Source organism: Alicyclobacillus suci, assembly GCF_017329615.1.
GTDB classification, from domain to species: domain Bacteria; phylum Bacillota; class Bacilli; order Alicyclobacillales; family Alicyclobacillaceae; genus Alicyclobacillus; species Alicyclobacillus suci.
Genome location: NZ_JAFMTW010000011.1, coordinates 40482 through 64025, shown reverse-complemented (window position 1 = coordinate 64025; position 23544 = coordinate 40482). Strand labels below are relative to the sequence as shown.

The 23544-nt window shown below is 54.6% G+C and carries 26 protein-coding genes; 2 read left to right on the top strand and 24 right to left on the bottom strand.

The window, feature by feature from the left end; genetic code table 11:
- Window positions 1–60 precede the first annotated feature (60 nt).
- A complete protein-coding gene (gene comA / locus J3482_RS08050; protein ID WP_223204047.1) occupies window positions 61–876 on the top strand; it encodes a phosphosulfolactate synthase in 816 nt (271 codons plus the stop codon).
- Here comA and J3482_RS08045 read toward each other — a convergent pair.
- Together J3482_RS08045 and J3482_RS08040 are read right to left on the bottom strand one after the other, a co-directional pair.
- Entirely contained in the window at window positions 851–1486 is a 636-nt protein-coding gene (locus J3482_RS08045) for a TraR/DksA C4-type zinc finger protein (RefSeq protein WP_146822008.1), read from the bottom strand. The genes comA and J3482_RS08045 overlap by 26 nt on opposite strands.
- Before the next feature lie 31 nt (window positions 1487–1517).
- Window positions 1518–1847: a DUF5665 domain-containing protein gene (locus J3482_RS08040; protein WP_236018021.1), complete on the bottom strand. Its 330-nt coding sequence runs from the start codon at window positions 1845–1847 to the stop codon at window positions 1518–1520.
- Between the two features lie 165 nt (window positions 1848–2012).
- Here J3482_RS08040 and J3482_RS08035 point away from each other — a divergent pair, with 165 nt between their 5' ends.
- The gene (locus tag J3482_RS08035; protein WP_146822007.1) at window positions 2013–2225 is read left to right on the top strand and encodes a hypothetical protein; all 213 of its coding nucleotides are present in this window, start codon (window positions 2013–2015) and stop codon (window positions 2223–2225) included.
- Window positions 2226–2686: 461 nt separating this feature from the next.
- Here J3482_RS08035 and J3482_RS08030 read toward each other — a convergent pair whose 3' ends face one another.
- From J3482_RS08030 to J3482_RS07925, 22 genes are all read right to left on the bottom strand, one after another.
- The gene (locus J3482_RS08030) at window positions 2687–3190 is read right to left on the bottom strand and encodes a DivIVA domain-containing protein (RefSeq protein WP_146822006.1); all 504 of its coding nucleotides are present in this window, start codon (window positions 3188–3190) and stop codon (window positions 2687–2689) included.
- A 126-nt stretch (window positions 3191–3316) separates the two neighbouring features.
- Window positions 3317–4087, bottom strand: a complete 771-nt coding sequence (locus J3482_RS08025) for a YlmH family RNA-binding protein (protein WP_206922252.1) — start codon at window positions 4085–4087, stop codon at window positions 3317–3319.
- Entirely contained in the window at window positions 4084–4365 is a 282-nt protein-coding gene (locus tag J3482_RS08020; protein ID WP_223204053.1) for a YggT family protein, read from the bottom strand. Before J3482_RS08020 ends, J3482_RS08025 begins: the two co-directional genes overlap by 4 nt.
- 11 nt (window positions 4366–4376) lie before the next feature.
- Window positions 4377–5087, bottom strand: coding sequence for a YggS family pyridoxal phosphate-dependent enzyme (locus J3482_RS08015; RefSeq protein ID WP_146822004.1), 711 nt, complete (start codon window positions 5085–5087; stop codon window positions 4377–4379).
- A 15-nt stretch (window positions 5088–5102) separates the two neighbouring features.
- Entirely contained in the window at window positions 5103–5912 is an 810-nt protein-coding gene (pgeF, locus tag J3482_RS08010; protein ID WP_206922251.1) for a peptidoglycan editing factor PgeF, read from the bottom strand.
- 57 nt (window positions 5913–5969) lie between these two features.
- Window positions 5970–6266 carry a YlmC/YmxH family sporulation protein gene (locus J3482_RS08005; protein WP_031218008.1) on the bottom strand — a complete coding sequence of 99 codons (297 nt, stop codon included), beginning with the start codon at window positions 6264–6266 and terminating at the stop codon, window positions 5970–5972.
- Between the two features lie 56 nt (window positions 6267–6322).
- Window positions 6323–7102: an RNA polymerase sporulation sigma factor SigG gene (gene sigG, locus J3482_RS08000; RefSeq protein ID WP_146822002.1), complete on the bottom strand. Its 780-nt coding sequence runs from the start codon at window positions 7100–7102 to the stop codon at window positions 6323–6325.
- Window positions 7103–7350: 248 nt separating this feature from the next.
- A complete protein-coding gene (gene sigE / locus J3482_RS07995) occupies window positions 7351–8067 on the bottom strand; it encodes an RNA polymerase sporulation sigma factor SigE (protein WP_021295406.1) in 717 nt (238 codons plus the stop codon).
- Window positions 8000–9019, bottom strand: a complete 1020-nt coding sequence (locus J3482_RS07990; RefSeq protein ID WP_146822001.1) for a sigma-E processing peptidase SpoIIGA — start codon at window positions 9017–9019, stop codon at window positions 8000–8002. Before J3482_RS07990 ends, sigE begins: the two co-directional genes overlap by 68 nt.
- Window positions 9020–9259: 240 nt before the next feature.
- Window positions 9260–10378 (bottom strand): cell division protein FtsZ, encoded by a 1119-nt coding sequence (gene ftsZ / locus J3482_RS07985; protein WP_146822000.1) that lies wholly within the window; start codon window positions 10376–10378, stop codon window positions 9260–9262.
- Window positions 10379–10509: 131 nt separating this feature from the next.
- Window positions 10510–11739, bottom strand: coding sequence for a cell division protein FtsA (gene ftsA / locus J3482_RS07980; RefSeq protein WP_146821999.1), 1230 nt, complete (start codon window positions 11737–11739; stop codon window positions 10510–10512).
- A 91-nt stretch (window positions 11740–11830) separates the two neighbouring features.
- On the bottom strand, window positions 11831–12214 hold the full coding sequence (locus J3482_RS07975) for a small basic family protein (protein WP_146822072.1): 384 nt from the start codon (window positions 12212–12214) through the stop codon (window positions 11831–11833).
- Window positions 12214–12945 (bottom strand): DUF881 domain-containing protein, encoded by a 732-nt coding sequence (locus J3482_RS07970; protein WP_223204044.1) that lies wholly within the window; start codon window positions 12943–12945, stop codon window positions 12214–12216. Before J3482_RS07970 ends, J3482_RS07975 begins: the two co-directional genes overlap by 1 nt.
- A gap of 10 nt (window positions 12946–12955) precedes the next feature.
- A complete protein-coding gene (locus J3482_RS07965; RefSeq protein ID WP_146821998.1) occupies window positions 12956–13669 on the bottom strand; it encodes a DUF881 domain-containing protein in 714 nt (237 codons plus the stop codon).
- Window positions 13670–13671: 2 nt separating this feature from the next.
- On the bottom strand, window positions 13672–14451 hold the full coding sequence (locus J3482_RS07960) for a cell division protein FtsQ/DivIB (protein WP_146821997.1): 780 nt from the start codon (window positions 14449–14451) through the stop codon (window positions 13672–13674).
- A 115-nt stretch (window positions 14452–14566) separates the two neighbouring features.
- A complete protein-coding gene (gene murA / locus J3482_RS07955) occupies window positions 14567–15823 on the bottom strand; it encodes a UDP-N-acetylglucosamine 1-carboxyvinyltransferase (RefSeq protein ID WP_146821996.1) in 1257 nt (418 codons plus the stop codon).
- Between the two features lie 5 nt (window positions 15824–15828).
- A complete protein-coding gene (gene murB / locus J3482_RS07950; protein ID WP_146821995.1) occupies window positions 15829–16752 on the bottom strand; it encodes a UDP-N-acetylmuramate dehydrogenase in 924 nt (307 codons plus the stop codon).
- Window positions 16753–17229: 477 nt separating this feature from the next.
- Window positions 17230–18327, bottom strand: coding sequence for an undecaprenyldiphospho-muramoylpentapeptide beta-N-acetylglucosaminyltransferase (gene murG / locus J3482_RS07945; RefSeq protein ID WP_206922250.1), 1098 nt, complete (start codon window positions 18325–18327; stop codon window positions 17230–17232).
- A gap of 32 nt (window positions 18328–18359) precedes the next feature.
- Window positions 18360–19481, bottom strand: coding sequence for a stage V sporulation protein E (gene spoVE, locus J3482_RS07940; protein WP_223204052.1), 1122 nt, complete (start codon window positions 19479–19481; stop codon window positions 18360–18362).
- Between the two features lie 148 nt (window positions 19482–19629).
- Window positions 19630–21018, bottom strand: a complete 1389-nt coding sequence (murD, locus tag J3482_RS07935; protein ID WP_146821993.1) for a UDP-N-acetylmuramoyl-L-alanine--D-glutamate ligase — start codon at window positions 21016–21018, stop codon at window positions 19630–19632.
- Between the two features lie 43 nt (window positions 21019–21061).
- Window positions 21062–22030, bottom strand: coding sequence for a phospho-N-acetylmuramoyl-pentapeptide-transferase (mraY, locus tag J3482_RS07930; protein ID WP_146821992.1), 969 nt, complete (start codon window positions 22028–22030; stop codon window positions 21062–21064).
- An 11-nt stretch (window positions 22031–22041) separates the two neighbouring features.
- Window positions 22042–23532: a UDP-N-acetylmuramoyl-L-alanyl-D-glutamate--2,6-diaminopimelate ligase gene (locus tag J3482_RS07925; RefSeq protein WP_206922249.1), complete on the bottom strand. Its 1491-nt coding sequence runs from the start codon at window positions 23530–23532 to the stop codon at window positions 22042–22044.
- Window positions 23533–23544 lie beyond the last annotated feature (12 nt).

Genomic DNA, 23544 nt, shown 5'->3' with positions numbered 1-23544 from the left:
ACGTTTGTACGCACACCGCATACCGTGGATAAGACGACAAAGCTCGGGAGCGTGAACACCGTGATTTTATCAGACTCAGGTCCTTTCTCACAAATCATTGGGTACCCCCTTGGCAAACGCCCCGGGAAACCACGTGATAATGGACTGACGATGGTCATCGACAAAGGGCTCGGCTATGAACAGTTAGGGGATATTTTAGAAATCGCGTCCCCTTACGTAGACCTAGTGAAATTTGGCTTTGGCACGAGTTGCCTCTATCCACGGCACATACTTCGACAAAAATTGTCGCTCGCCCGCGTGTACGCCGTTCAGACATGCCCTGGCGGCACACTCGGCGAAATCGCACTAACCCAAGGCGTTTACGACAAATACGTCGAACGCTGTGCAAAACTTGGGTTTACCGCCATCGAAATATCCGATGGAACCATCGAGTTAGACGCAGACACCCGATTATATGCCATCGAAACAGCCAAGCGAGCCTTTAAACTGGTGATTTCAGAAGTAGGCAAAAAATTAGACCGTACAGCCGACGTGCGCACCTATGCGCAACAAGTCGTCGCTGATTTAGATGCAGGGGCGGATTACGTCGTCGTGGAGGGGCGCGAGTCTGGCGAAAACGTGGGCATTTATGGTGACCACGGGCAAGTGGACACGTCTATCCTCGACGATTTCATCCACCTGTTGCCCCCTGCGGTGCGCAGTAAAATCATTTGGGAAGCACCAAAAAAAGTCCAGCAAGTGGAATTGATTAAACGGTTTGGGCAAACCGTCAACCTAGGGAACATTCCACCTGCGGACGTACTTGCGCTGGAGTGTTTGCGCCTTGGCTTACGTGCAGATACATTCGCCCTCAAAATTCATGCGGACGATAAGTAGGTGACGGAGGCAGTTGGTCTTCGTATTGCTCGTTGGTGATTGCGTCCATATCGTCGACGATGCCTTGGTTGTCGTCGAGATGAACCTGTTCATACCCATAATCGTACGTTGGGCGCTCATTGTGGCGCTCGACGTCCTGCCAAGCATCTTCTCCGTCATACGCATTCTGATCTTCTCGGTCATGCCAAACTTCACCAAAACCTGGATACAGCATATGTTCTTCCACTGGTCGATGATGATGCTTCTTTTGCGTTTCCTCCGCACGCTGGCACTCCACGCAGTACATGGCCGTCGGCACGGCGGCCAAGCGCTCCATGGAAATGGCCCGCCCACATTTGCGACACTGTCCGTATGTCCCCTCGTCCATCGCGCGCAGCGCTTGTTCGATATCTGCTAGGTGCGCCTCGTCACGAACTCGGTCGCCGACAGCCATCCCTCGCAAAAACAATTCACTCCCGACATCTGCCGGGTGATTGTCGTACAGCGACAACTCGGACAACTCCACCTGCATGCTCTCGGACAGATTGGCGCTCTCCGTATCTTGTTCAAGCCGTCGCTCAATCTCGTTCTTCGTCGCGACGAGTTCCGCCCGCAGTTGTTCATAGTTCATTTCGCACACCCACCTTCTGGCGTCAAATTCTTTAATACGTATACTGCTTGGTATGCAGCTGGGCTTGAACAATAGCGACAAGGTCGGCGATATACCGGCCAATGACCGGTAAATTCCACACTTCGAGTTCCTGTAAAATCAGAACAAGCGTACCAGCGATCACGGTGAAACCGAGTCCAATGCCAATTCCGCGGAAAATGCCACCGATGAGATTGGACAACGCCAGTCGCCAAGGTTTCTGAAGCAAATCGACGTAGCCGGCGAAATTGGCACGTTCAAGATAGGATGCGGCCTGAGTCAATCCCCTATCCGTCATACTGCACTCTTCACATGGTGTCGCATGAGGCTTTGTCGAATCCATATCTCTCCGCCTCCTGCGCCTTAGTGTAGGTAGTGGGAAACAAACCATACCGGCAGGGATGCACCACATTCTCCCACTTTGTATTCCATATATTACAAATCCGAAATGACGCTTGTTCACGGGACTGTCAAACGCTAAGCGTAAGGCTAGGTGTATGATAGAAGAGTGGATGAATTCACGACTGGAGCGAATAAACGGTTGCGACGAAATCAAGTGTTAACAGTAGCTTGGGTATTAATGTGGGTTGGCGCAATTTTGCTCATCGCCTGCTGGTTGACGAAGCTGTGGTTTCAAATGGTGATTCCGCTGACACCAGTCTGCTTGGCGGCACTGGGGCTCGGGCTCGGGCTATTCGTCATCGGGCGGCGATTACACTAGATGGCACATTCAAACATCGATGCGCAGGAATTTTTTCGGGCGGAGACGTGACGCGATACTGACTGAAGAGAAAAAGCGTATCGGACGACGATATGCTTTTTCTGTATTGTGAGCGCAGGGCCTCGGAGGGTGTTGGCCGGGGCAATGCACGTGCCCGCGGCGGCACAGGGGCCTGCCTGGCAGCTTAGCGCACGAAATCTGCCTTATCCGGCGGCATGTCAGTTGAAATGTCTGATTAGGATAGGTAGCTGGATCCCTGGGTCTGACCCCTTCTAACATAAGACCGATTGTCACACCCATCGCCCCAAATTCATCCAAAAAAAACAGATAGTCGTTATGCGCGCCATTCAGCGACTGTCTCAACATCGCTTCCACATAAAAATGGAGTGCGGTTCGCGCGCGAATGCACACTCCATTTACCCTATGGATAGCTGCAAAATCTGCAGACGTTACAGTCGTCCTTAGAGCCCTGACTCCGCAATCGCCGCTTCCCGACGCGCAAGCTCGCGGTCAAACGATTCCCAATCCCCGGATTCCATCATCTCCAACTGAGACTGCACGAGGGAGCGGAAACGCGCTCGAAACACGGCCGCCTGCTTCTGCATCTCTTCCATATCTAACGCAATCTTGCGCGCCTTGTTCAACGCCTCACTGACAATTTTATCGGCATTCTTCTCTGCCTCGCGAATAATCAGTTGCGCCTCTTTGCGCGCGTTGCCTTTGAGTTCCTCTGCAGTCTCTTGCGCCACCAGAATCGACTTGCTCAGGCTGTTCTCCAGACTGTCATAGTGCGCAAGTTTCTCATTTAGACGATTGATTTCTTCTTCCAACTGCTTATTTTGACGAATCAGCCCTTCATAATCCTGAATCACACGTTCGAGAAAATCATCGACCTCATCTTCGTTATAACCTCGAAACGAGCGACTAAACTCTTTATTGTGAATGTCTATTGGCGACAGGGGCACCTTGGGTCCTCCTTATTCGACAGCGCCTTGCAAGACAAAGCATCTATCGACAAACTCCATGCAGACGTACTTCGACATAAAACGAGCAATTCCTCCCGTGAAATGCGAGCGATCCGGCAATAGACACTAACGGTTTGATCGAAGAATGCCAACCCGTACACGCGTAAGCTCCCGGCGGGTCGTGCCAAGCGTTTGTAGAATCTTAACTCTCCCGAACCCCCGAACAGACAGCAAATCTCCTTGGTCAATTTCATCGCGGTTGGTGGCCGCTACGAAATTCAATGTGACGTCACCGCGCTCCACAGCCGCCTGCGCCTTTGCTCGCGACATATGGCATGCATGTGCAACGACTGCATCCAATCGCAACGAAGCCAGACTGACGTCCATTTCTTCGTAATCAGGTGCTGGCAATTCCGGCGCCTGTGTCACTTTCGCCACGGACACGGTAGATCTTCCGACGCGGTTAAGCGATTCGTAGATAAAAGTCGCCATGGCATCCGTGACAAATACATACGCCTTGGTACCAACAACGGCGATGTCACCAAGCATTTTTCGTTGCAAGCCCAGGCCCAACACGCTCCCCAAGACATCCTTGTGACGTAGTGGGCCTTCGAGGGAAGTCAACTCCAGACAGGATATTGCATAATCTTCCGGCTGTGGATACCACTCGCCAGGCATCAGCAAGGCGCGACGGCGCTCGGCGTGCGCATAACCACCAAACGTCTCGACGATGAGACCGCGACCGACCGCCACACTGTTGACAAGATACTCTTCACGCGGCGTAAGGAAATCAGTCAGATACCAATGCCCCTTTGCTTCCACTTGCGCGCACCAGTCCTCGCTTGTCCGAACCAATGGCCGCTCTCCCTCGCGGACCCACGCGTGTTTATCACTCATTGCAAATTCACCAACAGTCGCACCATTACAATCCCTACCGCCTCTTCAATTACAAAAAATACCGCAGCGCCGACAATCCATGATAAATCCAAATAAATCTGCCCAATCGGCACCGGGCGAATGACGCGCCGAAACAAATTTAGATATGGATCCGTCACGCGCGCAAGCCACTGCCCTACGCGCGTATGGCGGATATCTGGCACATAACTGACAAACGCAGCTGCCAACAATACGTACCAATACGCAGAAAACAAGCCGCGGACGACACTCACCAACACACCCAAAATGTCTACTCCTCCTTGGCCCCGCCGGGGTGTCCAACCAAATATCTGCCGACGCGAATCATCGTGGCACCTTCCTCCACAGCGACCGGATAATCTTCCGACATCCCCATCGACAACTCCGTCAATTGAGGGAGTCCAAGTGTCTGCCGCGTCTTTGCGAGCAGCTCGTCCATCGCGCGAAACACGGGGCGAGTTTCCTCCATGTCATTCACTTTTGGAGCCATGGCCATAAATCCGCGCAATACCAAGTTTGGCAATGCCACTACCGCACCAGCGACGGCTTTGACATCTTCTGCGAAAAATCCGTGCTTTTGCGGTTCGCGAGCAATGTTCACCTGCAGTAACACATTCAACGTGCGCGATTGTTTGACAGCCTCTTGCGACAACGCGCGAGCCAGTTCTAACCTATCCACCGAATGGACCCAGTTAAACCTTGGCACGATATACTTTACCTTGTTCGTTTGTAAAGAGCCGATGAAGTGCCACTCAAACCGCTTTGCAGCAGGATGTTCAAACTTATCCCGTGCAACTTGCCAGCGATTCTCCGCAGCGTCGAAAATTCCCGCATTCGCCAAGAGAGGTAAAACATCAGATGTCGCCGACTTCGTCACAGCGATAATTCGAACAGCGTCCGCAGGGCGACTACGGCGCGACAGTGCACGCTGCACCTGTGTACGTACCTGTTCTACGTTTTTCAAGATATACGAATCGTCCACCACAATGCCCCCATTTCACGCAAGTGCAATGCACGCACCGAGTCGACCTGCGCGACCTTGCTCTTTACGATGCGAAAACAAGTGGTTGACCCGACAGGACGTACACAATCCAGTGTCTTCAATCCGCGCCCGTGCCACGCCAAGACGTTCTAAATCCCTGCGGATGGCAGCTTGCATCGAAAACCGATATTTATTCGGCTTTCCAAACCGCGGAAACAAAACCGAATCTTGAAATTCACGTGCTACCGGCTCCGCCACCACATCGTCCACTTCATAACAGCAACTGCGAATCGACGGACCGATGCTCACCAACAAATCACGCGGATTCGTACCAAACTCGCGTTGCATCGCTTCCACGACGCGAGCGCTGATATGCCCAACCGTACCGCGCCAACCAGAATGTGCGGCACCGACGGCGCGGCGCACCGGATCGTAAAACAAAACAGGGACACAGTCCGCCGTCAATATGCAAAGTGTCACGTCTGGAACATTTGTCACCATCGCGTCTGCTGACACGCGACTCGAGTCGGGCGCCATCGCCCCCATCCCCCGGTCGTTTGCGGTGATAGTCAGCACAGATGTCCCATGAACCTGCTTCACAAACACAAACGTGGACAACTCCACCCCCATCTGCTTCGCGACGAGCGACCGATTGGTCACCGTAGCAGACGGTGGCGTGCCCGCTTGAAACGCCAAGTTCAACGTGTCCTTCGGGTCATCCGGATGGTGGCGAAACGTAAACAAGGCGCGCACGCCCGCAGTGGTCCACTCGGGTTGCACGCCGATGCTGTTGCCGTACTGGTACCAGTTCGTTAGCACGCTCATCCCCCCAAGAATATCATACATGAGCCGTGCCGCGTTTGGCGATGGATTGACACAATTTCAGTACCCACCCGTGCCGCGTTTCCCGGAGTCCGGGGGAATGTAATAGCCAGTCTCACTGGGAGGTCGCAAATCGACAAGAATGACGTCCGAACCAATTTTGACAATCTGGTTCCACGGAATGATGTAATCCTGTGTACTGCCGACCATCCCAAAAAACCGCCCCTGTCCAGGAATGACGAGCGACCGGACAAGTCCGCTGTCAGTGTCGAGCTCCAAGTCGCCGATGGTACCAAGACGCTTTCCATCTTCCACATTCACGACATCTTTTGATTGCAAGTCAGATATTCGCATCAAGACGGATCCGCCTTCCTCCTAGTCATATTTCATCTATATGACAGGACTACAGGCTTTTACGACTGAATGTGTTTATGCATGCGCTGAATCGCCGCTTTTTCGAGACGGGATACCTGCGCTTGGGAGATGCCGATTTCGTCTGCGACCTCCATTTGCGTCTTTCCTTCGTAAAATCGCATGGACAAAATTTTCTTCTCTCTGTCGGTTAGCTTGTGCATGGCCTCGCGGAGTGCGATACCCTCCACCCAGCTCGCGTCAAGTTCCTTGTCATCGTGAATCTGATCCATCACATAAATAGGGTCTCCCCCGTCGTGATAAATGGGCTCAAACATCGACACAGGATCCTGAATTGCGTCGAGCGCAAACACCACTTCTTCTTTTGGGACATCCATTTCCTTGGCAATCTCCATAATCGTCGGTTCTCGCAAATGGCGAGTCGTCAGTGCATCGCGAACCTGCAAGGCCTTATATGCGATGTCTCGCAAAGAACGGCTCACGCGAATCGGATTGTTATCCCGCAAATAACGTCGAATTTCTCCCACAATCATAGGTACGGCGTACGTAGAAAAACGCACATTCTGCCCGAGGTCGAAATTATCAATGGCTTTCATGAGACCAATGCAACCGACCTGAAACAAATCGTCAACATATTCCCCTCGATTGTTAAAGCGTTGAATCACAGATAAGACTAAGCGGAGGTTCCCATTGACAAGTTGCTCGCGCGCCGACAGTTCACCGCTTTGTAGCCGAGCAAACAAGTCGCGCATTTGAACATTGGTTAAGACGGGAAGTTGTGAGGTGTTGACGCCGCAGATTTCGACCTTGTTGCGCTTCATAGAAGTTCCCCCCAAAAGGTGCATTGATCTGCCACGGGCATATCCATAATTTCCATAATTCGTCTTCAGTATGTCCGTGAAAGATGAACTTATGCACCGCTTAGGAGGGGCTGCAACGCACGCAAAAAATCCCTTTATACGTTATGTAAATGGCTCGGCCAGTAGGCCCACTAGAGGGAGTATGCAGCGTTAGACAAGGGCGTGTCCGAATGCAGTGATGTGCGTTCGGACACGCCCTTGCGGCTGACTTAAATCATCTTGTTAAACTCGCGTTGTAGCCGTTTCAAAATTCTCTTTTCCAATCGCGAAATGTAAGATTGCGAAATACCAAGTAGGTCTGCCACATCTTTTTGCGTCATCTCACGCCCGGTCCCCAGGCCAAACCGCAATTGCATGATCTTTCGCTCGCGCTCCGACAATTTTTCCAACGCGTCATACAATAATTCGCGGTCAACCTCATCCTCCAAGTTGCGATAAATCGTGTCAGATTCCGTCCCTAAAACATCTGACAGCAACAGCTCATTGCCATCCCAGTCCACATTCAGCGGCTCGTCAAACGAGACTTCCGAACGCAGTTTGTTGTTGCGACGAAGATACATCAAAATCTCGTTTTCGATACATCTTGAAGCATATGTAGCGAGTTTAATCTTCTTCGTCGGATCAAACGTATTGACGGCCTTAATCAATCCAATCGTCCCGATTGAAACAAGGTCTTCAATATTGATTCCCGTGTTTTCAAACTTGCGGGCAATATAGACGACCAGCCGAAGGTTGCGTTCGATTAACATCGCGCGCACAGACTCGTCGCCCGACGGCAATTGTTCAAGTAAATATTGCTCTTCTTCGCGGGTCAACGGCGGCGGCAGTGCCTCGCTTCCCCCAACGTAATAGACCTCTTCAGGACTGCCTTGGAGTCTCACGCGAATGCGTAGATAGAACAACCGGAGGCGAATTCGCAATTTCATATTGAGGTCCTTGAGTGTGTCGAGTGCTTTCAACCTCGTCATCTCCATTCATCATGTCCATATGCAAAATCGCTTGGAATGTTCCATCGCTGCTGAGTGTGCCTGGGTACACTGCCAAGAGTTGCGCGTTGCGCACCCGAAGCCGCTCCCCATTTTGTTGTAAGGTGACCTCATCCGGTCGCAACGCCACCGTCAGGCCCTTACCACTAGCTCCTTGAAACGGAACCAAACGAAACGACGTCGAGGCCGCCAGGGTAGCCACAGCAGTCAACAGATCCGTTCCCTTCGCGATTTCCCCTCGTACGTCCTCGGGTAGTACCGGCAACAAAATGTCCATATCCACAAAGGATACCGGGCATTTAGAGACCGGGTCATACAGTTGATTGCCTGAGTCCAATAAGCCATCAAACTGAACCACTACGTCGCCAAATTTCGCCGCAACGGCTACTATCCAGTTGCTGCGCTGTTGCACCCGCCGGAGTCGCATCATCAATCTCTGTATGCCAAAAACACAAATCGGCACAGCGGCCATTAAAGCCAATGTTTCACCTGACGTGGCAAACATGAGACCATGCCCGTTTACCGCGATACCCTTTCCCAAAGACGTGCTGGGAATGGCGAATCCCAACGCGACTGCTGCACCGGCAAACACAAACGAAACAAAGAAGAAAACGACAACTTGGCGAAGCAGGTCAAGCATTCCCTTGTGCGGCAACGCGATGAAAACCATGGCAACGGACATCAGCGCCTTCCCAGGCCAAGTGGTGAGCAAGGACAAAATGGGAAAGAACATGCATAGTCCGTAACCAGCCCCAAGGAGTGCTCCGAGTGCTACTCGCCGGAATCGCGTGCTACGTTTGAGTAACCAGCCAGTGGTCCACAATAACACGCCATCCATGACGAAATTGACGACAAAAACTACGTCGATATAGACGACTGGCGTCGCAGGCACGTAACCACCTCGAGCCGTTTTAAGGGAAGTATAATTTATCTCTATTACGAAGCCTGTCGGAACTTGACTGAAATCTCATAGACTTTTTGTAGAAGATGGGGGACATGTGTAGAAAGAGGGAACACGAGTCAGCGCGATGGCATAGACGACAAAAGGCTGCTCCTGCAGACATCCCTCGATGCGCAAGAACAGCCTCATGACCTTACAAATAAACGTTTTTACACATTTCTAGACTTACACTTACCTATCGCGACCAAACTTATTCCCATCGCGGCGCCGCATGAACGCTGGCACATCCCATGCGTTACCGGTATTCGGAACCGACGGCGGCGCATCGTGAATCGTGCTGTGCCGCTGAACCGTGCTACGCGTAGCGTGCTCTGGCGCCGTTTCATGATTCGACTGATTTCCTTCAAAACCAGTTGCAATGACGGTCACAACAATCTCATCTTCGAGATCTGGATCAATCGCAGCACCAAAAATCATGTTGACTTCCGCATCCGCCGTCGTCGACACGATATCCGCCGCCTCGTTAACCTCCCAAAGACTGAGGTTGGTACCACCAGCAACGTGCATCAAGACGCCTCGCGCACCATCGATAGAAGTCTCCAGAAGTGGTGACGAAATCGCCTTTTTCGCAGCCTCCGCAGCACGGTTCTCGCCAGAAGCGATACCAATCCCCATCAACGCCGAACCGCGCTCCGTCATAATCGCCTTGACGTCGGCGAAGTCCACGTTGATGAGCGCTGGCGTGGCAATCAGTTCAGAGATACCCGACACACCTTGGCGCAAGACGTTGTCCGCTTCGCGGAACGCTTCGAGAACCGGCGTGTTGCGGTCGACGATTTCGAGCAGTCGATCATTCGGGATGACAATCAGCGTATCTACCTTTTCTTTCAAAGCAGAAACGCCCATTTCTGCCTGTACCATCCGCCGACGTTGCTCAAAGCGGAACGGCTTGGTCACAACACCAACGGTCAACGCACCAATTTCTTTCGAGATTTCAGCGATGACTGGCGCCGCCCCTGTGCCGGTACCGCCGCCCATGCCGGCCGTGACAAACACCATATCTGCACCATTCAGTGCATTTGCGAGCATTTCGCGGCTTTCCTCTGCCGCCTTCTTGCCGATTTCCGGATTCGCGCCAGCTCCCAGACCGCGAGTTAGCTTTTCGCCAATCTGAAGCCGCGTTTCCGCCTTCGATAATTTCAATGCCTGGGCATCCGTGTTGACGACTATAAATTCGACGCCTTTGACGCCGGATTCAATCATGCGGTTGACCGCGTTACACCCACCGCCGCCGACGCCAATCACTTTAATATGCGCCAGGGAATCCGATTCAAAATCAAATTCCAGCATGACTGCTCCTCCTCAACATATATCGCTCCACGCCTATCCCTGCCTCTCTCGCGGTCAGGGGACGAGAGGTTTTCCGCGAGCCACCATACATCTCGCCTTGGACACGCCGACGAGCTGCGAACCTCTCAGCATTATACAAAGTCGCGCAACCAATCCTTAATCCGCGTAAACATACCACCCGACGACTTCATCTGACGAACCGGTGCTGACTGATCCATCGGAGTCGGCCGCAGACCTGTTCGGGCTGCGTACGCAATCGTGCCGACACCATTTACAAACGATGGATCTCGCACGCCCAGAAATTCTGGTATCGCGATGCGAACCGGCGCCTGCAGCTCCTCGCTGGCGAGTTCAGCCGCCCCAGGCGTCGACATGACGCCACCGTGCAGGACATACCCCGCAGGTAAGTCATCCGCATAACCCATCTTCTCTACCTCTTTTTGCACGAGTGCAAATATCTCCTGCATTCGAGGTTCAACAATCGTCGCTAGGTCGTATTGCGTGTATTCCGTGTCCTTGTTACTGCCCATCCTCGGAACTTGAAACGTCTCATTTTCAGACGCCTGGGCAACGACTGCACACGCGTGTCGCAGTTTCACCTGCTCAGCAGACGTGGTGCTCGTGCGCAACCCAATGGCGATGTCGTGCGTCACGTAGTCACCGCCCATTGGAATGATACTCGTCCCCATGAGGACACCATTGGAAAAAATCGTGACAGTTGTGGCACCTGCGCCAATATCGACGAGTGCGACACCGAGCTTTCGCTCATCATTCGACAATGCGATATGACTGGCTGCCAACGGCATCAGTACCAAATTGGCGACTTCCAGTCCTGCGCGTTCGACACAGCGCACGACATTGTGAATTGCCGTACGACTGCCCGTAATGAGATAAGCCTCTACTTCCAAGCGAACACCGAGCATTCCCCGTGGGTCCATAATGCCGCGCAAACCGTCGACGACGAACTCTTTCGCAACGACGTCGATGACTTCGCGCTCTGGCGGCAGTGCAACGACGCGCGCCTGCTGTAACACGCGTTCGATGTCTTCATCCGAAATTTCCCTATCCGCAGAGGACACCGCGACCACGCCGTGACTGCTGTGCAGCTGAATGTGGTTTCCCGAGATACCTACGTAAGCAGACGAGATGTGAATCCCCACCATGCGTTCCGCATGGTCAATGGCTTCACGAATGGATTCAACGGTCAAATCTATATCGACAATGGACCCATGGCGCAAGCCTTCACCGGAGGCGGAACCAACTCCGATGACGTTGATGCTTGAACCTGTGGGCTCCCCGATGATGGCTCGAATTTTCGAAGTGCCGATGTCGAGACTGACGATGTAATCTTCTTTGGCCAACCGAGTGGCACCTCCCTAGAGCGCCGAAGACTGCGATTCTCTATCTATTTCCACACGTTTTTCGACATTCCTCTTCAATCCTCAAAATAATTCACAACTGTGCTCGACCAGCAGCGTTCTCCCGGTTCAACTTGCGTTGCCGAAGAAGCAGGAAAACTCCGCGGCGAATCGACGCAATATTATTGAATAGGCGTACGCCAAAAGCCACAACAGCAGCGAGATACAAGTCAACACCCAACTGATTGCCAATGTAGGCAAGTAACGCTGCAACCAACGTGTTCGTAAAGAAGCCGGTTAAAAAAACGGCTCCGTCAAATGACTTCTCCAGACTCGCGCGGATTCCTCCAAGTACTGTGTCGAGAGCGGCTAAAATCGCAATTGACAAGTAACTGGACAACGCGACCGGAACAGTAATATTGGTGACGAGCCCCAAGGCGACGCCGACCACCAAACCGACGACCGGTAACCAGAACATCAACCGTTCCCCTCCTTTGCCCACTGTCCAGGCAACACGCCGCTATAACCTGGCACCTGAACGCCGTGCGCGCCCGTATGGGCTGTGACATCAAATGAGACGCCACACATATTGAACGCGTCCTTCAACTGTTCGACCGTCAGCCCCGCCTCCATCGTCTGTACATTGCCGACCGCTGATATCTCATACGGCATAGTAATCGGCGTCTTGTTGACATTGACGCCGGTAATGCCAGCGAGGCCGGACACAAGGCGGATAGACGACGTGGTCACCAGTCGCTGACCATTGATACTGACGGCTGTCGCGCCGCTGCCAAACAACGTATTCACCACTTCGGCGAGCATCTGGTCTTGCAGGCCAGGGAACGCAGCCTGATCTTCAGGAACCGTGGGAAGAGACGGATCGTACGCCATCTCAATGGTGATGCCCGCACCACTCACAGGTGCAATGCCTGCCTGTTGCTCGACTGTCTTCTGGTCGTTCAAAAGTACCTTTTGCAAGGAACCGCTGTTTTTGGCCGCTTGATATTCGTCGAGCTGAACCCTCGCCTTCGAGATGTCATTCTCGAGAATTTGATGTTCCTGCGCCAGCTCGTCCACCTGCGTCCGCAAGTCGATATAACTTGTAGGACTGCTGCTGTAGGAGGGACGCGAAGTAATCTGCACCGTCAGCATAAAGCCCAGGGCGGTAGTGATGGCGGACACCCCTAAAATTAAACTCCTGCGCTGCATACGCACTCACTCACTTTCCTGCATCAGCTCGCAGCGGACTGGTGTACGCAGGCATTTGAATGTCCGACTTGGCCTGCGGGGTCGACACTTGCAACCCCTGCTGACGGAGCGCATCCAGAATACCTCCAGACAACATGAGGGCCTTCTTCAACGTCGTCGGATCACCAATCGCGTCGACCTCGAACGGCGCCGCCAACTGCCGTCCGTTTACCGTGACCGTCGGTCCCTGACAATTGACCGCCGACGTCGCGATGACGCGCACGCCGTTGATGGTCACCGCCTCAGCGCCAGCTGTGAACAACTCGTTGACGACACTGCGCACGTTCCAGTCGTGCGTGATACCCGACGCAATATCGATGCCGGTCGTCCCTGCATCGTTTAACGTCACAACCACACCAGGTCCATGCACCGGGGTCGTCCCTGCCAAAATGCGTTCATCCTGAATTTTGGTCTGCAATTGCTTGAGCTCATCGCTGGAACCCGCCGACTGTGCCTCGTACTTGTTCAGACTGGCAGTGACAGACGCCAACTGCTGCTCAGCGTCTTGATTCGCAGCTTGGAGACTACTGAGTTTCTGCGTCAATTGCTTGTTGACCGCGAGACTCCCTGTGAGTGAACCAAGCCGAGCAGAGAGTTCTGTCTGCCGGTAGCCGAGCGACACCATGAGTCCAAGCACGACGGAGACGGCCGTGAGCGATAGCGTCAATTTTGTCCGCGTGTTCAAGATCATTGTGCCCCTTTCTCGTTTGCCCCGGCGCTCGTATTGGAAAAAGGTGTATAAAGGTAAGGCGGTGCCCCACTCAAGTCGATATTTCCAGGCTTGTACCCTTTTTCAATGAAATACTGCACGGCAGAATGCATGGCGTTGAAGCTTCCAACGAGTCCCTTCGTATCACAAGTCACGACGAATTGGTTGTCGAGATAGAGCGACACGGTGCCATCTCCGTTCACGTGGAACTCTGACACGTCCGCTAAAGCGCCCGAATCGACCTTCGCCAATTGCTTGCACACTGCGCTGACCTCTGGGCTAACTGCTTGTCCCAACTTCACATGGTTCTGTGAAGCAGTGACGAGCGGATACGGCAAGCCGTCCTTCGGTGCCGCTTCCTGGTATACCACTCCATTGTTCAATAGCTGATAAAATTTTCCCGACGTCTCATAAACGGCGACGACCTGCCGCTCGCGTATGGTGAGGTCGATAGAACCTTTTACCCAGTCCGTCGAAACCGCAACCGACTGAACCATCGGTTCCTTCGAAGTGACGTGATGGGCGACATTTCCACGATTCACCTGCCATAGGCTCTGGCCTTTATGCAGTCCACTGTCCGCGATAATACGCTGCGCTGGAATCGTCGTGTTTCCTGACACACGAAACGACCGAACGCGGGCAAGTGGTGACTCCAGCACGACGACGACGCCGATAAAGGCGAAGAAGCCGATGACAATTTTCCGATTGCGGGCTTTTCGTCGCTGGATATCCGCTGGCGACATGGCCGCTTGCGGCATGACTTCACTTCCTTAAATCAAGGTGGTTCCAACTATGAAATAAGACGCTCGACGACAGATGCGAACGGGTAAGCGCCCCGGCGCCCACTCAGCTGGCGCCGGGAGCGCTCGTTCATCACACCGTGACGCGTTCAATACGGGCCCCAAGCCGGCTTAAGTGCGCTTCAATCGCTTGGTAACCGCGGTCAATGTGCTTCACACCATCAACCTCGGTCGTGCCGTCAGCCATCAATCCTGCCACAAGCAGTGCAGCGCCGCCGCGCAAATCACTGGCCGTCACGCGGGCACCAGATAACATCGGAACGCCGCGCACAACGGCCGTCCGCAGATCTACGTTTACGTCAGCACCCATTCGCTGTAACTCGTCAACATGCTTAAACCGAGCCTCAAACACACTTTCGTGAATCACACTCGTGCCCTTAGCCGTCGTCAGCAGTGCCATAAACGGCGCCTGTAAATCAGTCGGAAACCCGGGAAAGGGCGCCGTGCGAAAATCTACTGCCGACGGTGTTTCGTCACATTTGACCGTAATTATATCACGGTCGACCTGCACCCGGACACCAGTATCCCGCAGTTTTTGAAGGACGGCGCCAAGATGGTCTACCCTTGCACCATGCACCGTTAGTTCTCCGCGCGTCGCCGCGGCCGCCAGCATAAGCGTTCCTGTCACAATCCGGTCAGGAATAATCCGATACTCCGTGCCATGCAGGTGTGAGCAGCCGTGAACGATGACGGTATCCGTACCGGCACCCTCAATCGACGCGCCCGTCGCCTGCAAAAACTGAGCTAAATCCTCCACTTCGGGCTCGCGCGCAGCATTTTCAATGACCGTCACACCATCGGCGAGAGACGCTGCCATCATCAGGTTCTCGGTCGCACCGACACTCGGAAAATCGAGTGTGATAGACGAGCCAATCAATCTACGAGCCGAACAACGAATATAACCGTGCTGTTCGTCAATCTTCGCCCCAAGTTGCCGCATGCCGCGCAGATGAAAATCGATGGGGCGCTGTCCAATGACACAGCCGCCAGGCTTCGACAGGGTTACATCGCCAAAACGCGCTAACAGCGGTCCCATCAGAAAAATCGACGAACGCATCCGCTGCATCAAATCTGCCGGCACGTTGGTACTGTGGATGGACGACGCGTCCACTTCAACACTCGTCACACCTTGCCAGCGCACGCGGGCGCCCAGCTGTTCAAGAATCTGCAGCATCACGCGAACATCCTCTAAATCCGGAACGTCCTCAATGACGCTGGTCCCTGCCACCATGACAGTCGCCGCTAGAATCGGCAAAGCCGCATTCTTTGCCCCGTACACACGTGTCTCGCCAGAAATCGGCATGCCACCTTCAATCCGCAACAATTCCACACCCGTCACCTCCCTGAGGCCGGTTCCCCTAACACGCGGACCTCAGTTTCCAAATCGATCCCAAACTGATCGCGGATCGTTGTCTGGGCGTGGCGGATAAGCCAAAGCACATCCTCTGCTTTCGCGCCGCCGCAATTAATGATGAAATTGGCGTGCTTTTCGCTGATCTGAGCGCCCCCGCGCCGAAGACCCTTGAGGCCCGCCGTCTCAATCAAGTGACCGGCATGCTCTCCCTCCGGATTGCGGAAGACAGACCCACAGTTCGGCCACGACAACGGTTGCGATTCCACCCGGCGCGCCGACCACTCTTTGACCTTGGCCATGAGCACATCGCGCTCTCCCTCAACTAAATCAAATCGCGCGCGCACCACAATCCCAGGATGATCTTTCAAGATGCTATAGCGATAGCCAAACATGAGGTCGGCGTTGCTGTACCGTCGGATGTCGCCATTCAAATCCATGACATCCGCCCAGGCGAGCACCTCGCGTGTCTCCCTGCCATATGCGCCGGCATTCATCATGACTGCACCGCCTACGGTGCCCGGAATGCCTGTCGCGAATTCCAATCCTTCCAGACCATGCCGAACAGCGATATTCGCGGCGGAGACGTAAGAGCGGCCAGCCATCGCGACAATCGACGTCCCTTCGACGTCAATCTGACCAAACCCATCATGCAACTTCACGACGACACCGCGGATTCCACCATCCAGCACTAACGCATTCGATCCCCGACCGACCACAGTCACCGGCATCTCCAGCTCCTTCGCCGCTCGCACAGCACCTTGCAGTTCACCCTCGGTCGTCGGCACCACCAGCACATCGGCTGGACCACCGATTCGCCAGGTCGTATGATTCGCCATCGGCTCGTTGAGGCGGACATCTTTCACCCCATACGCCGAGAAGATGGGCAACAACGTTTCAGAGACCATGCGCGAACCTCCATTATTGATATTCACCACACGCCTAACGCCCAGGTTCCGCATGGCATCATATGCGGGCACAGCCAAACTGTGCGGCTCGCACAATTCCACGCGCCCGGTGAACCGATAGAAACCCGCCTAGCCGCCTGCTCGTTCGCACAAGCACGCGCGCAGGTTCCCGTATGTACAGACGCACACACAAAATGAGCACGGTCAGCTTGCCCCGTGCACGGCTGTCTCTTATTGTAGCGGATTTACCTGAGAATGAAAGGGATTTTTGCGAGGTGAATCCTGGATACGTCGACGGCTGAAGACATATAGGGCGACGGCCGGGCGGGGTAGGACCGAGACCGAGTAGGCCGCGCTTGTTGGGGTCGGGCCCCCGGATGGGGCCAAGGTCATCAGCCCGATAACTCGCGAAGGTAAGTTTCCGGCCTTAACCGGTCCCGCCCCAGCCCGCCTCGCCCCACGCCCAATCGCGCCGTCCTACCGCGTCACGTCCAGCACCAGACGGTACAATCGCTCCACCGCGTCTGGCGTGCCAAATTGGCGCGCCGCGTCCTTCATCGCGCGCAAGGCCTGTGCGTCCATCTGTTGCTCGATGGCGGCAAAGAGTGTGTCTTCCGTCAAGTCCTGTTCGCGGAGAAGCGCCGCCGCTCCTTTGGCGACGAGTCGTTTGGCGTTCTCCTCTTGGTGATTGGCCGTCACGTATGGGCTCGGAATCAAGATAGAGGCGATGCCCAAGGACGAAATCTCCGCCAGCGTGCTGCTGCCCGCACGGCTGACGAGCAAATCTACGTGCGGAAGCAAGCTCGGCATGTTGTAGATAAACGGGATAAGCGACACGTTGTGCGGCAACTCAGACACGCTCGAAGCGACTCGGTCGTAGTGCTTGTCGCCCGTCACGAACAACACGCGCCAGTCCGGATGCGCGGCGAAACGCGGTAACACGTTCGCGAGCACCTTATTGACCGATTCCGAACCCCGGCTACCAAGGAAGATGAGAATCACCTTCTGGTCGCGCAGGATGCGGTACTCATCGCGCGCCGCGCGCACAGCCGCCGAATCTACCTGAAGTACTTCGCTCCCGCGCGGGTTGCCCGTCAACTCCACGCGTTTGGCCTTGGCGAAAAATCGCGCACTGTCCGCAAAGGAAATCGCGACGGCGCTCGTGCGCGTGGCACAAAGTTGGTTCGTGAGGCCCGGGCGCGCGTTGCCCTCCCAGACGACACTTGGGATATGTAGCGCGTGGGCCGCAAAGATCACGGGCAGCGTGACGAATCCACCGGTGCCGACGACGACGTCTGGGCGCCAGCGCTTCAAGAGGCGTTTCGCCTGAAAATAGCCGCGCGCCGTCTTCAGCAGCGTGCGTACCGCGCTAAAGGATATCTGCCGCTTGAGACCTGCTGCTTCGACCGTTTCGAAGGGAATGTCGAGCTTATTTACAATCGACTGCTCAAGCCCCTGCGTGGTTCCAATGTAGTAGGCCGACAAGGCGTCATCTTGCGTCTGCATATAGCGCCAAAGGGACAAGGCGGGATATATGTGCCCGCCTGTCCCTCCACCTGTAAATACAACTTTCATCCAATTCTCACCTCTGCCGAGGATGACGAAGCTCACCGATGCGGAAATACCGCTTGCTTCGAAATATTCAACAAGATCCCCACGCCGGACAAAATCAGGGTCAACGATGATCCGCCGTAGCTGATAAACGGCAGCGTGATGCCCGTCGCCGGCATGGATCCAGTGACCACCCCGATATTGATCAGCACTTGCACTGCAATCATGCCAGTAATGCCCACGCCAAGTAAAGACCCAAACTCATCCGGCGCGTAGATGGCAATCCGCACACCCCGCCACACGAGCAAGCCGAACAGCAAGAGCAGTGAGAGACCGCCGAGAAAACCAAGTTCCTCGCCGATGATCGAAAAAATAAAATCCGTTTGCGGCTCCGGCAGATACATGAACTTCTGACGGCTGTTGCCGAGGCCGAGGCCGAGGATGCCGCCCGACCCGAGTGCGTAGAGCGATTGAATGATTTGATAGCCCTCGTCCTTCGGATACTTCCATGGGTCGAGAAACGCCACCACGCGCTGCATGCGGTACGGTGCCGCCGCGACGAGGCCACCGAAGCCGAGGAGGCCGACGCCGAAAAAGCCGCCGAGGTGCGCCATCCGCGTGCCTGCCGCAAACATCATCAAGAGCGTGGTGCCCATGATGACGACACTCTGTCCCAAATCGGGTTCCAGCATAATCAGGCCTACGGCAGCAACCGCTGTCGCGAGCGGCGGGATGAACCCACGCCAAAACGACTGCATCCGCTCACCCGCGTCACATAGCATATGCGCGAGAAAGACAATCAAGCCGAGTTTCGCGAACTCCGAGGGTTGAATGCCGAGTGACCCAATGCCGAGCCACGCTTTCGATCCGCCCCGGTTCACACCAACAATCAGCACCAGGACCAGCATCGCGAAACTGGCGATAGCGATTTTCGACGCGTGCTTGCGCAAGTTGTGATAATCGTAGCGAGAGAACCAGAACATCGCGATAATGCCGAGAATGGCCCAGATGAGCTGACGTTTGGGATAAAAGAAGGGATCGTCAAATTTGTTGGCAGCAATCACGTTCGACGCACTGTAGACCATGACGATGCCAAGGCACAAGAGCATGATGATGACACCGACAATCACGAAGTCAACGGAATTTCGAGATGTGCTAGACGTGCGGGATCGAAGCACGGATAGATGCCCCTCCTCAAGCGCATGAACCGACCAACCAAGGCGGCGCCTCATGCGTACCTTCAGGTCCGAAGCAGCGGGCGCGACACTCGTGCGCAAAGCCGCAAGCACCGCAAGCTTGCGCGCCCCTGCCACTTCGGACAACCTCTTACAGTCTATGCACGGCTTCTTTGAACATGCTTCCCCTGACTTCAAACGAGGTAAACATATCCCAGCTCGCACAGGCTGGCGACAAGAGCACGACATCCCCCGCTTTCGCGCGGGCTCGAGCCGCACGCACCGCCTCGTCGAGCGAGTCGACAAGCGTCACATCTGGCACCCCTGCCGATTGACACGTCGCGGCGAGTGAATGTTTGGTCTGGCCGAGCAGAATGGCGGCTTTGACGCGATTGCGCAGATAGTCCTCGAGCGGCTCGAAGGAAATGCCTCTATCTAAACCACCAGCAATCCAGATGACATCTTTATCAAATGCCTGAAGCGCCTGCTTACAGGCATCTGGATTCGTCGCTTTCGAATCGTTGTAAAAGCGAATACCATCCAGCACGCGCACCAACTCCAAGCGGTGCTCGACACCTTGGAACGTCCGGGCGACATGCGCAATGGCTTCGTCACTCGCCCCCGCGGCCTGGGCCACGCACGCTGCCGCCAACAAGTTCTGCAAATTATGATGCCCCTTGAGTGCCATCTCGGCGACAGGCAATAGCGCGCGCAAAGACCCATCCTTCACTAACGCGATATGACCGTCGACGACCGTGGCACCATGGTCGAAGTCTGCATGTTCCGTGCTAAACCAATGAATCTGTGCGGCCAGGTTTTTAGCTCCATCGGCGACCACTGGCTGATCTCGATTCAGCACAGCCACATCGCCTGCACCCATGTTTTGAAACATGCGCCATTTCGCCGCTTGGTACGCCTCAAACGTCCCATGATAGTCCAGGTGGGCCGGAAAGAAGTTCAATAAGGCGGCAATCCGCGGATGGAACCACGCTGTGCCAAGCAGCTGAAAACTGGACACTTCCAGCACAACAGGTTGCTCAGGGAGAAGCTCATCAACCAGACCAGAGACCACCGTGCCGATATTTCCCGCGACAGCTGGATGCATCTTGGAAGCCGCAAGCATCTCACCGACCAACGTGGTGGTGGTCGTCTTTCCGTTCGATCCCGTAATCGCGTAAAACGGCGACGCCACAAACCAACTGGCGATCTCAATCTCCGTAAAAATCGGGATGTGATGCTCTTGAAGAGCTGCAATCAGCGGCATTTGATAGGGGATGCCGGGGTTTTTGACGACAAACTGCCACGAGTTATCCGCAAGTGTCAGTGGATGTCCTCCAAATACAAAACGAACGCCTGCGCGTTCCAGGCGTTCGAGGGTTTCGTCGGAATCCGGGCGGGCAAGGCGTTCGTTGACCGTCACACGAAACCCCTGACGTGTCAACAACTCCGCAGCGGCGGCCCCGCTTTTGGCGTAGCCGACCACCAAAACCTCCCCCTTGCGCGTTAACCATTGGTCACGAACCGTAATATCCAGACGCATCGTTCTTCATCCTTTATGTGGTATGTCTATAACAAACGATTCTTTATCGAGAAACCAGAGCCAGCGTGCCAAATGCACAGATAAACGCGGCCAGCCAAAAGACGAGCACCACTTCCCACTCCGACCAACCGACCAGTTCAAAGTGGTGGTGCAGTGGACTCATTTTAAACACGCGGCGGCCAAATGTCTTGTACGAAAAGACCTGAATCATCACCGACAGCGCCTCCACGACAAACACGAGTCCAAACAGAATTAAGGCCAGTTCACTGTGTGTGAGCACGGCGACCATCGCCAACCCGCCACCAATCGCCAATGAACCCGTATCGCCCATAAACACTTTTGCCGGATGGCGGTTAAACGCGAGAAATCCGCCAAGCGCACCGACCATCGCCGCACAAAACAGCGCCGCATCGTAGTTGGTATGCCAGTATGCGTAAAACGCGTATGCCGCAAACACCATAATGGCACAACCGGACAGGAGTCCATCGAGGCCATCTGTCAAGTTGACGGCATTCGTCGTACCGACAAGCACGATGAGCAAAAACAGGACGTAAAAAACACCAAGTGGAACCACCCAATTGGAAAACGGGATATGCACGCCAAACGAGTGGTCAGCCCCTTGCTGGTACCACAGCAAAATGAACAAGAGAATCGTGACAATGCCTTGGAACAGCAACTTTTGCTTGGCTGTGAGGCCGAGATTCCGCTTCTTGATGATTTTGATGAAGTCATCCGCAAAGCCAATCAAACCAAATCCGACAGTCGCCAACAAAAGCATCAGCGTGTCGAGGCTGTCAAAAGCAAACTTTAGCGTCGTGAGAATCACGGCCAAGAGAATGATGACGCCACCCATCGTCGGCGTGCCCGCCTTCGCCTTATGATGCTGTGGGCCCTCCTCGCGAATCGATTGACCAAATTTCAGTCGATGAAGGATTGGAATTGAAATCGGGCCAAGCAACAATGCAATGGCGAATGCCGCAATGGCCGTAAAAAACAAAGCTCGTAAGTCCACCAGAGTGCCTCCTAGAACGATGTCTCGGACAACCGTGCGCGGAGCGCCTGCCGCGCCTCTTCCCGATCATCAAAGTGAATTTTAGTCCGACCGAGGATTTGGTAATCCTCGTGGCCCTTTCCGGCGATGACGACGACGTCATTTGCCTGCGCCTCAAATACCGCTGCGCGAATCGCCTCCCGCCTATCCACCAAGCGTCGATACACAGCGCCTTCGGGAAGACCTGTCTCCATGTCGTCGAGAATGCGTTCCGGATCTTCAGTCCGCGGATTATCGCTCGTAAAAATGGCGCTATCACTCAACTTGAGCGCCGTCTGTGCCATCAGCGGCCGTTTCGTCTTGTCCCTGTCCCCGCCGCAGCCGACGACACAGATGACCCGCCCTTTTGCGAATTCGCGAATGCTCAGTAGGACGTTCTCGAGTCCATCCGGCGTATGTGCATAATCGACAAACACACCAAACGACTGCCCCTCGTCCACGCGCTCACACCGCCCTGGCACACCAGGATACGTCGCAAGGGCGCTTTGGATACTGGATATGGGAATCTGTTCAACCCGTGCAACGGCGATGGCCGCAAGCGTGTTGTAAACGTTGAATCGACCGATGAGTCCGGTTTTGACAGCAAATGTCTCCGATGGCGTCGTAACGGTCATCGACGCACCCTCATGTGTCAGAACGAGATTGGACGCCCGCACATTTGCAGCCGCAGTCAACCCGTACGTCAAAACCGGGGCCACGGTCGCTTCCGTAAGTATCGACGCGTATGCATCGTCCACATTGACGATGGCGTATTTACTCTCGTGCAGCGTATCGCCGTATGTATTGCCAAGTCTCGCAAACAACAGCGCCTTCGCCCGCGCGTACGCGTCCATCGTCCCGTGAAAATCGAGGTGATCTTGTGATAGATTCGTGAATACCGCAAGATCATAGTCAACGCCGGCCACGCGCCCTTCAACCAGCGCGTGCGACGACACTTCCATGACGCCGTGCGTGCAGCCCTTTTCCAAAACCTTGTGCAAAAAACCGTGCACCTCGACAGCGTGCGGCGTCGTGTTGGCAACTGCAAACGTCTCGTCCCCAATCACTCCGCCGACTGTGCCCAAGAGTCCTGTCGGCCGCCCGGCAGACTCGAAGATATGCCGGATAAGATGAGTGACTGTCGTTTTGCCGTTGGTCCCTGTCACCCCAACCATGCGCAAGTGCTGGGAAGGGTGCCGATACAATACGTCGGCCAGAATGGCCGACGCGAATAAAGTGTTTGGCACAACGACCTGCGGCACGTCGAGCCCTGGCAACCAGCGTTCGACCAAGAGCGCGACAGCGCCTTTGTCTACAGCCTGCTGAGCAAAATCATGACCATCCACCGTAAACCCAGGCACCGCGACGAACAAAAATCCTGGTTCGACCCGCCGCGAGTCCGCCTCGATGCCTACGACATCGACGTCTCGATTCCCTTGCAATTCGTATGATATCAGCGGTTGAAGCAATTCCCGTAACCGCATGAACGTCCCTCC

Bases quoted from the DNA above. Each gene is read 5' to 3' on its own strand.
- J3482_RS07960 (WP_146821997.1), bottom strand. From the start codon at position 14,451: ATGCCGCAAGCGGCCATGTCGCCAGCGGATATCCAGCGACGAAAAGCC.
- J3482_RS08040 (WP_236018021.1), bottom strand. From the start codon at position 1,847: ATGGATTCGACAAAGCCTCATGCGACACCATGTGAAGAGTGCAGTATG.
- sigG (WP_146822002.1), bottom strand. From the start codon at position 7,102: ATGAAGCGCAACAAGGTCGAAATCTGCGGCGTCAACACCTCACAACTT.
- J3482_RS08045 (WP_146822008.1), bottom strand. From the start codon at position 1,486: ATGAACTATGAACAACTGCGGGCGGAACTCGTCGCGACGAAGAACGAG.
- murD (WP_146821993.1), bottom strand. From the start codon at position 21,018: ATGCGTCTGGATATTACGGTTCGTGACCAATGGTTAACGCGCAAGGGG.
- ftsZ (WP_146822000.1), bottom strand. From the start codon at position 10,378: ATGCTGGAATTTGATTTTGAATCGGATTCCCTGGCGCATATTAAAGTG.
- J3482_RS07975 (WP_146822072.1), bottom strand. From the start codon at position 12,214: ATGTTCTGGTTACCGGTCGTCGGTTTGGTGGTCGGCGTCGCCTTGGGG.
- pgeF (WP_206922251.1), bottom strand. From the start codon at position 5,912: ATGAGCGTGCTAACGAACTGGTACCAGTACGGCAACAGCATCGGCGTG.
- sigE (WP_021295406.1), bottom strand. From the start codon at position 8,067: ATGAAATTGCGAATTCGCCTCCGGTTGTTCTATCTACGCATTCGCGTG.
- murB (WP_146821995.1), bottom strand. From the start codon at position 16,752: ATGGTCTCTGAAACGTTGTTGCCCATCTTCTCGGCGTATGGGGTGAAA.
- J3482_RS08025 (WP_206922252.1), bottom strand. From the start codon at position 4,087: ATGAGTGATAAACACGCGTGGGTCCGCGAGGGAGAGCGGCCATTGGTT.
- murG (WP_206922250.1), bottom strand. From the start codon at position 18,327: ATGAAAGTTGTATTTACAGGTGGAGGGACAGGCGGGCACATATATCCC.
- J3482_RS07925 (WP_206922249.1), bottom strand. From the start codon at position 23,532: ATGCGGTTACGGGAATTGCTTCAACCGCTGATATCATACGAATTGCAA.
- J3482_RS07970 (WP_223204044.1), bottom strand. From the start codon at position 12,945: ATGCAGCGCAGGAGTTTAATTTTAGGGGTGTCCGCCATCACTACCGCC.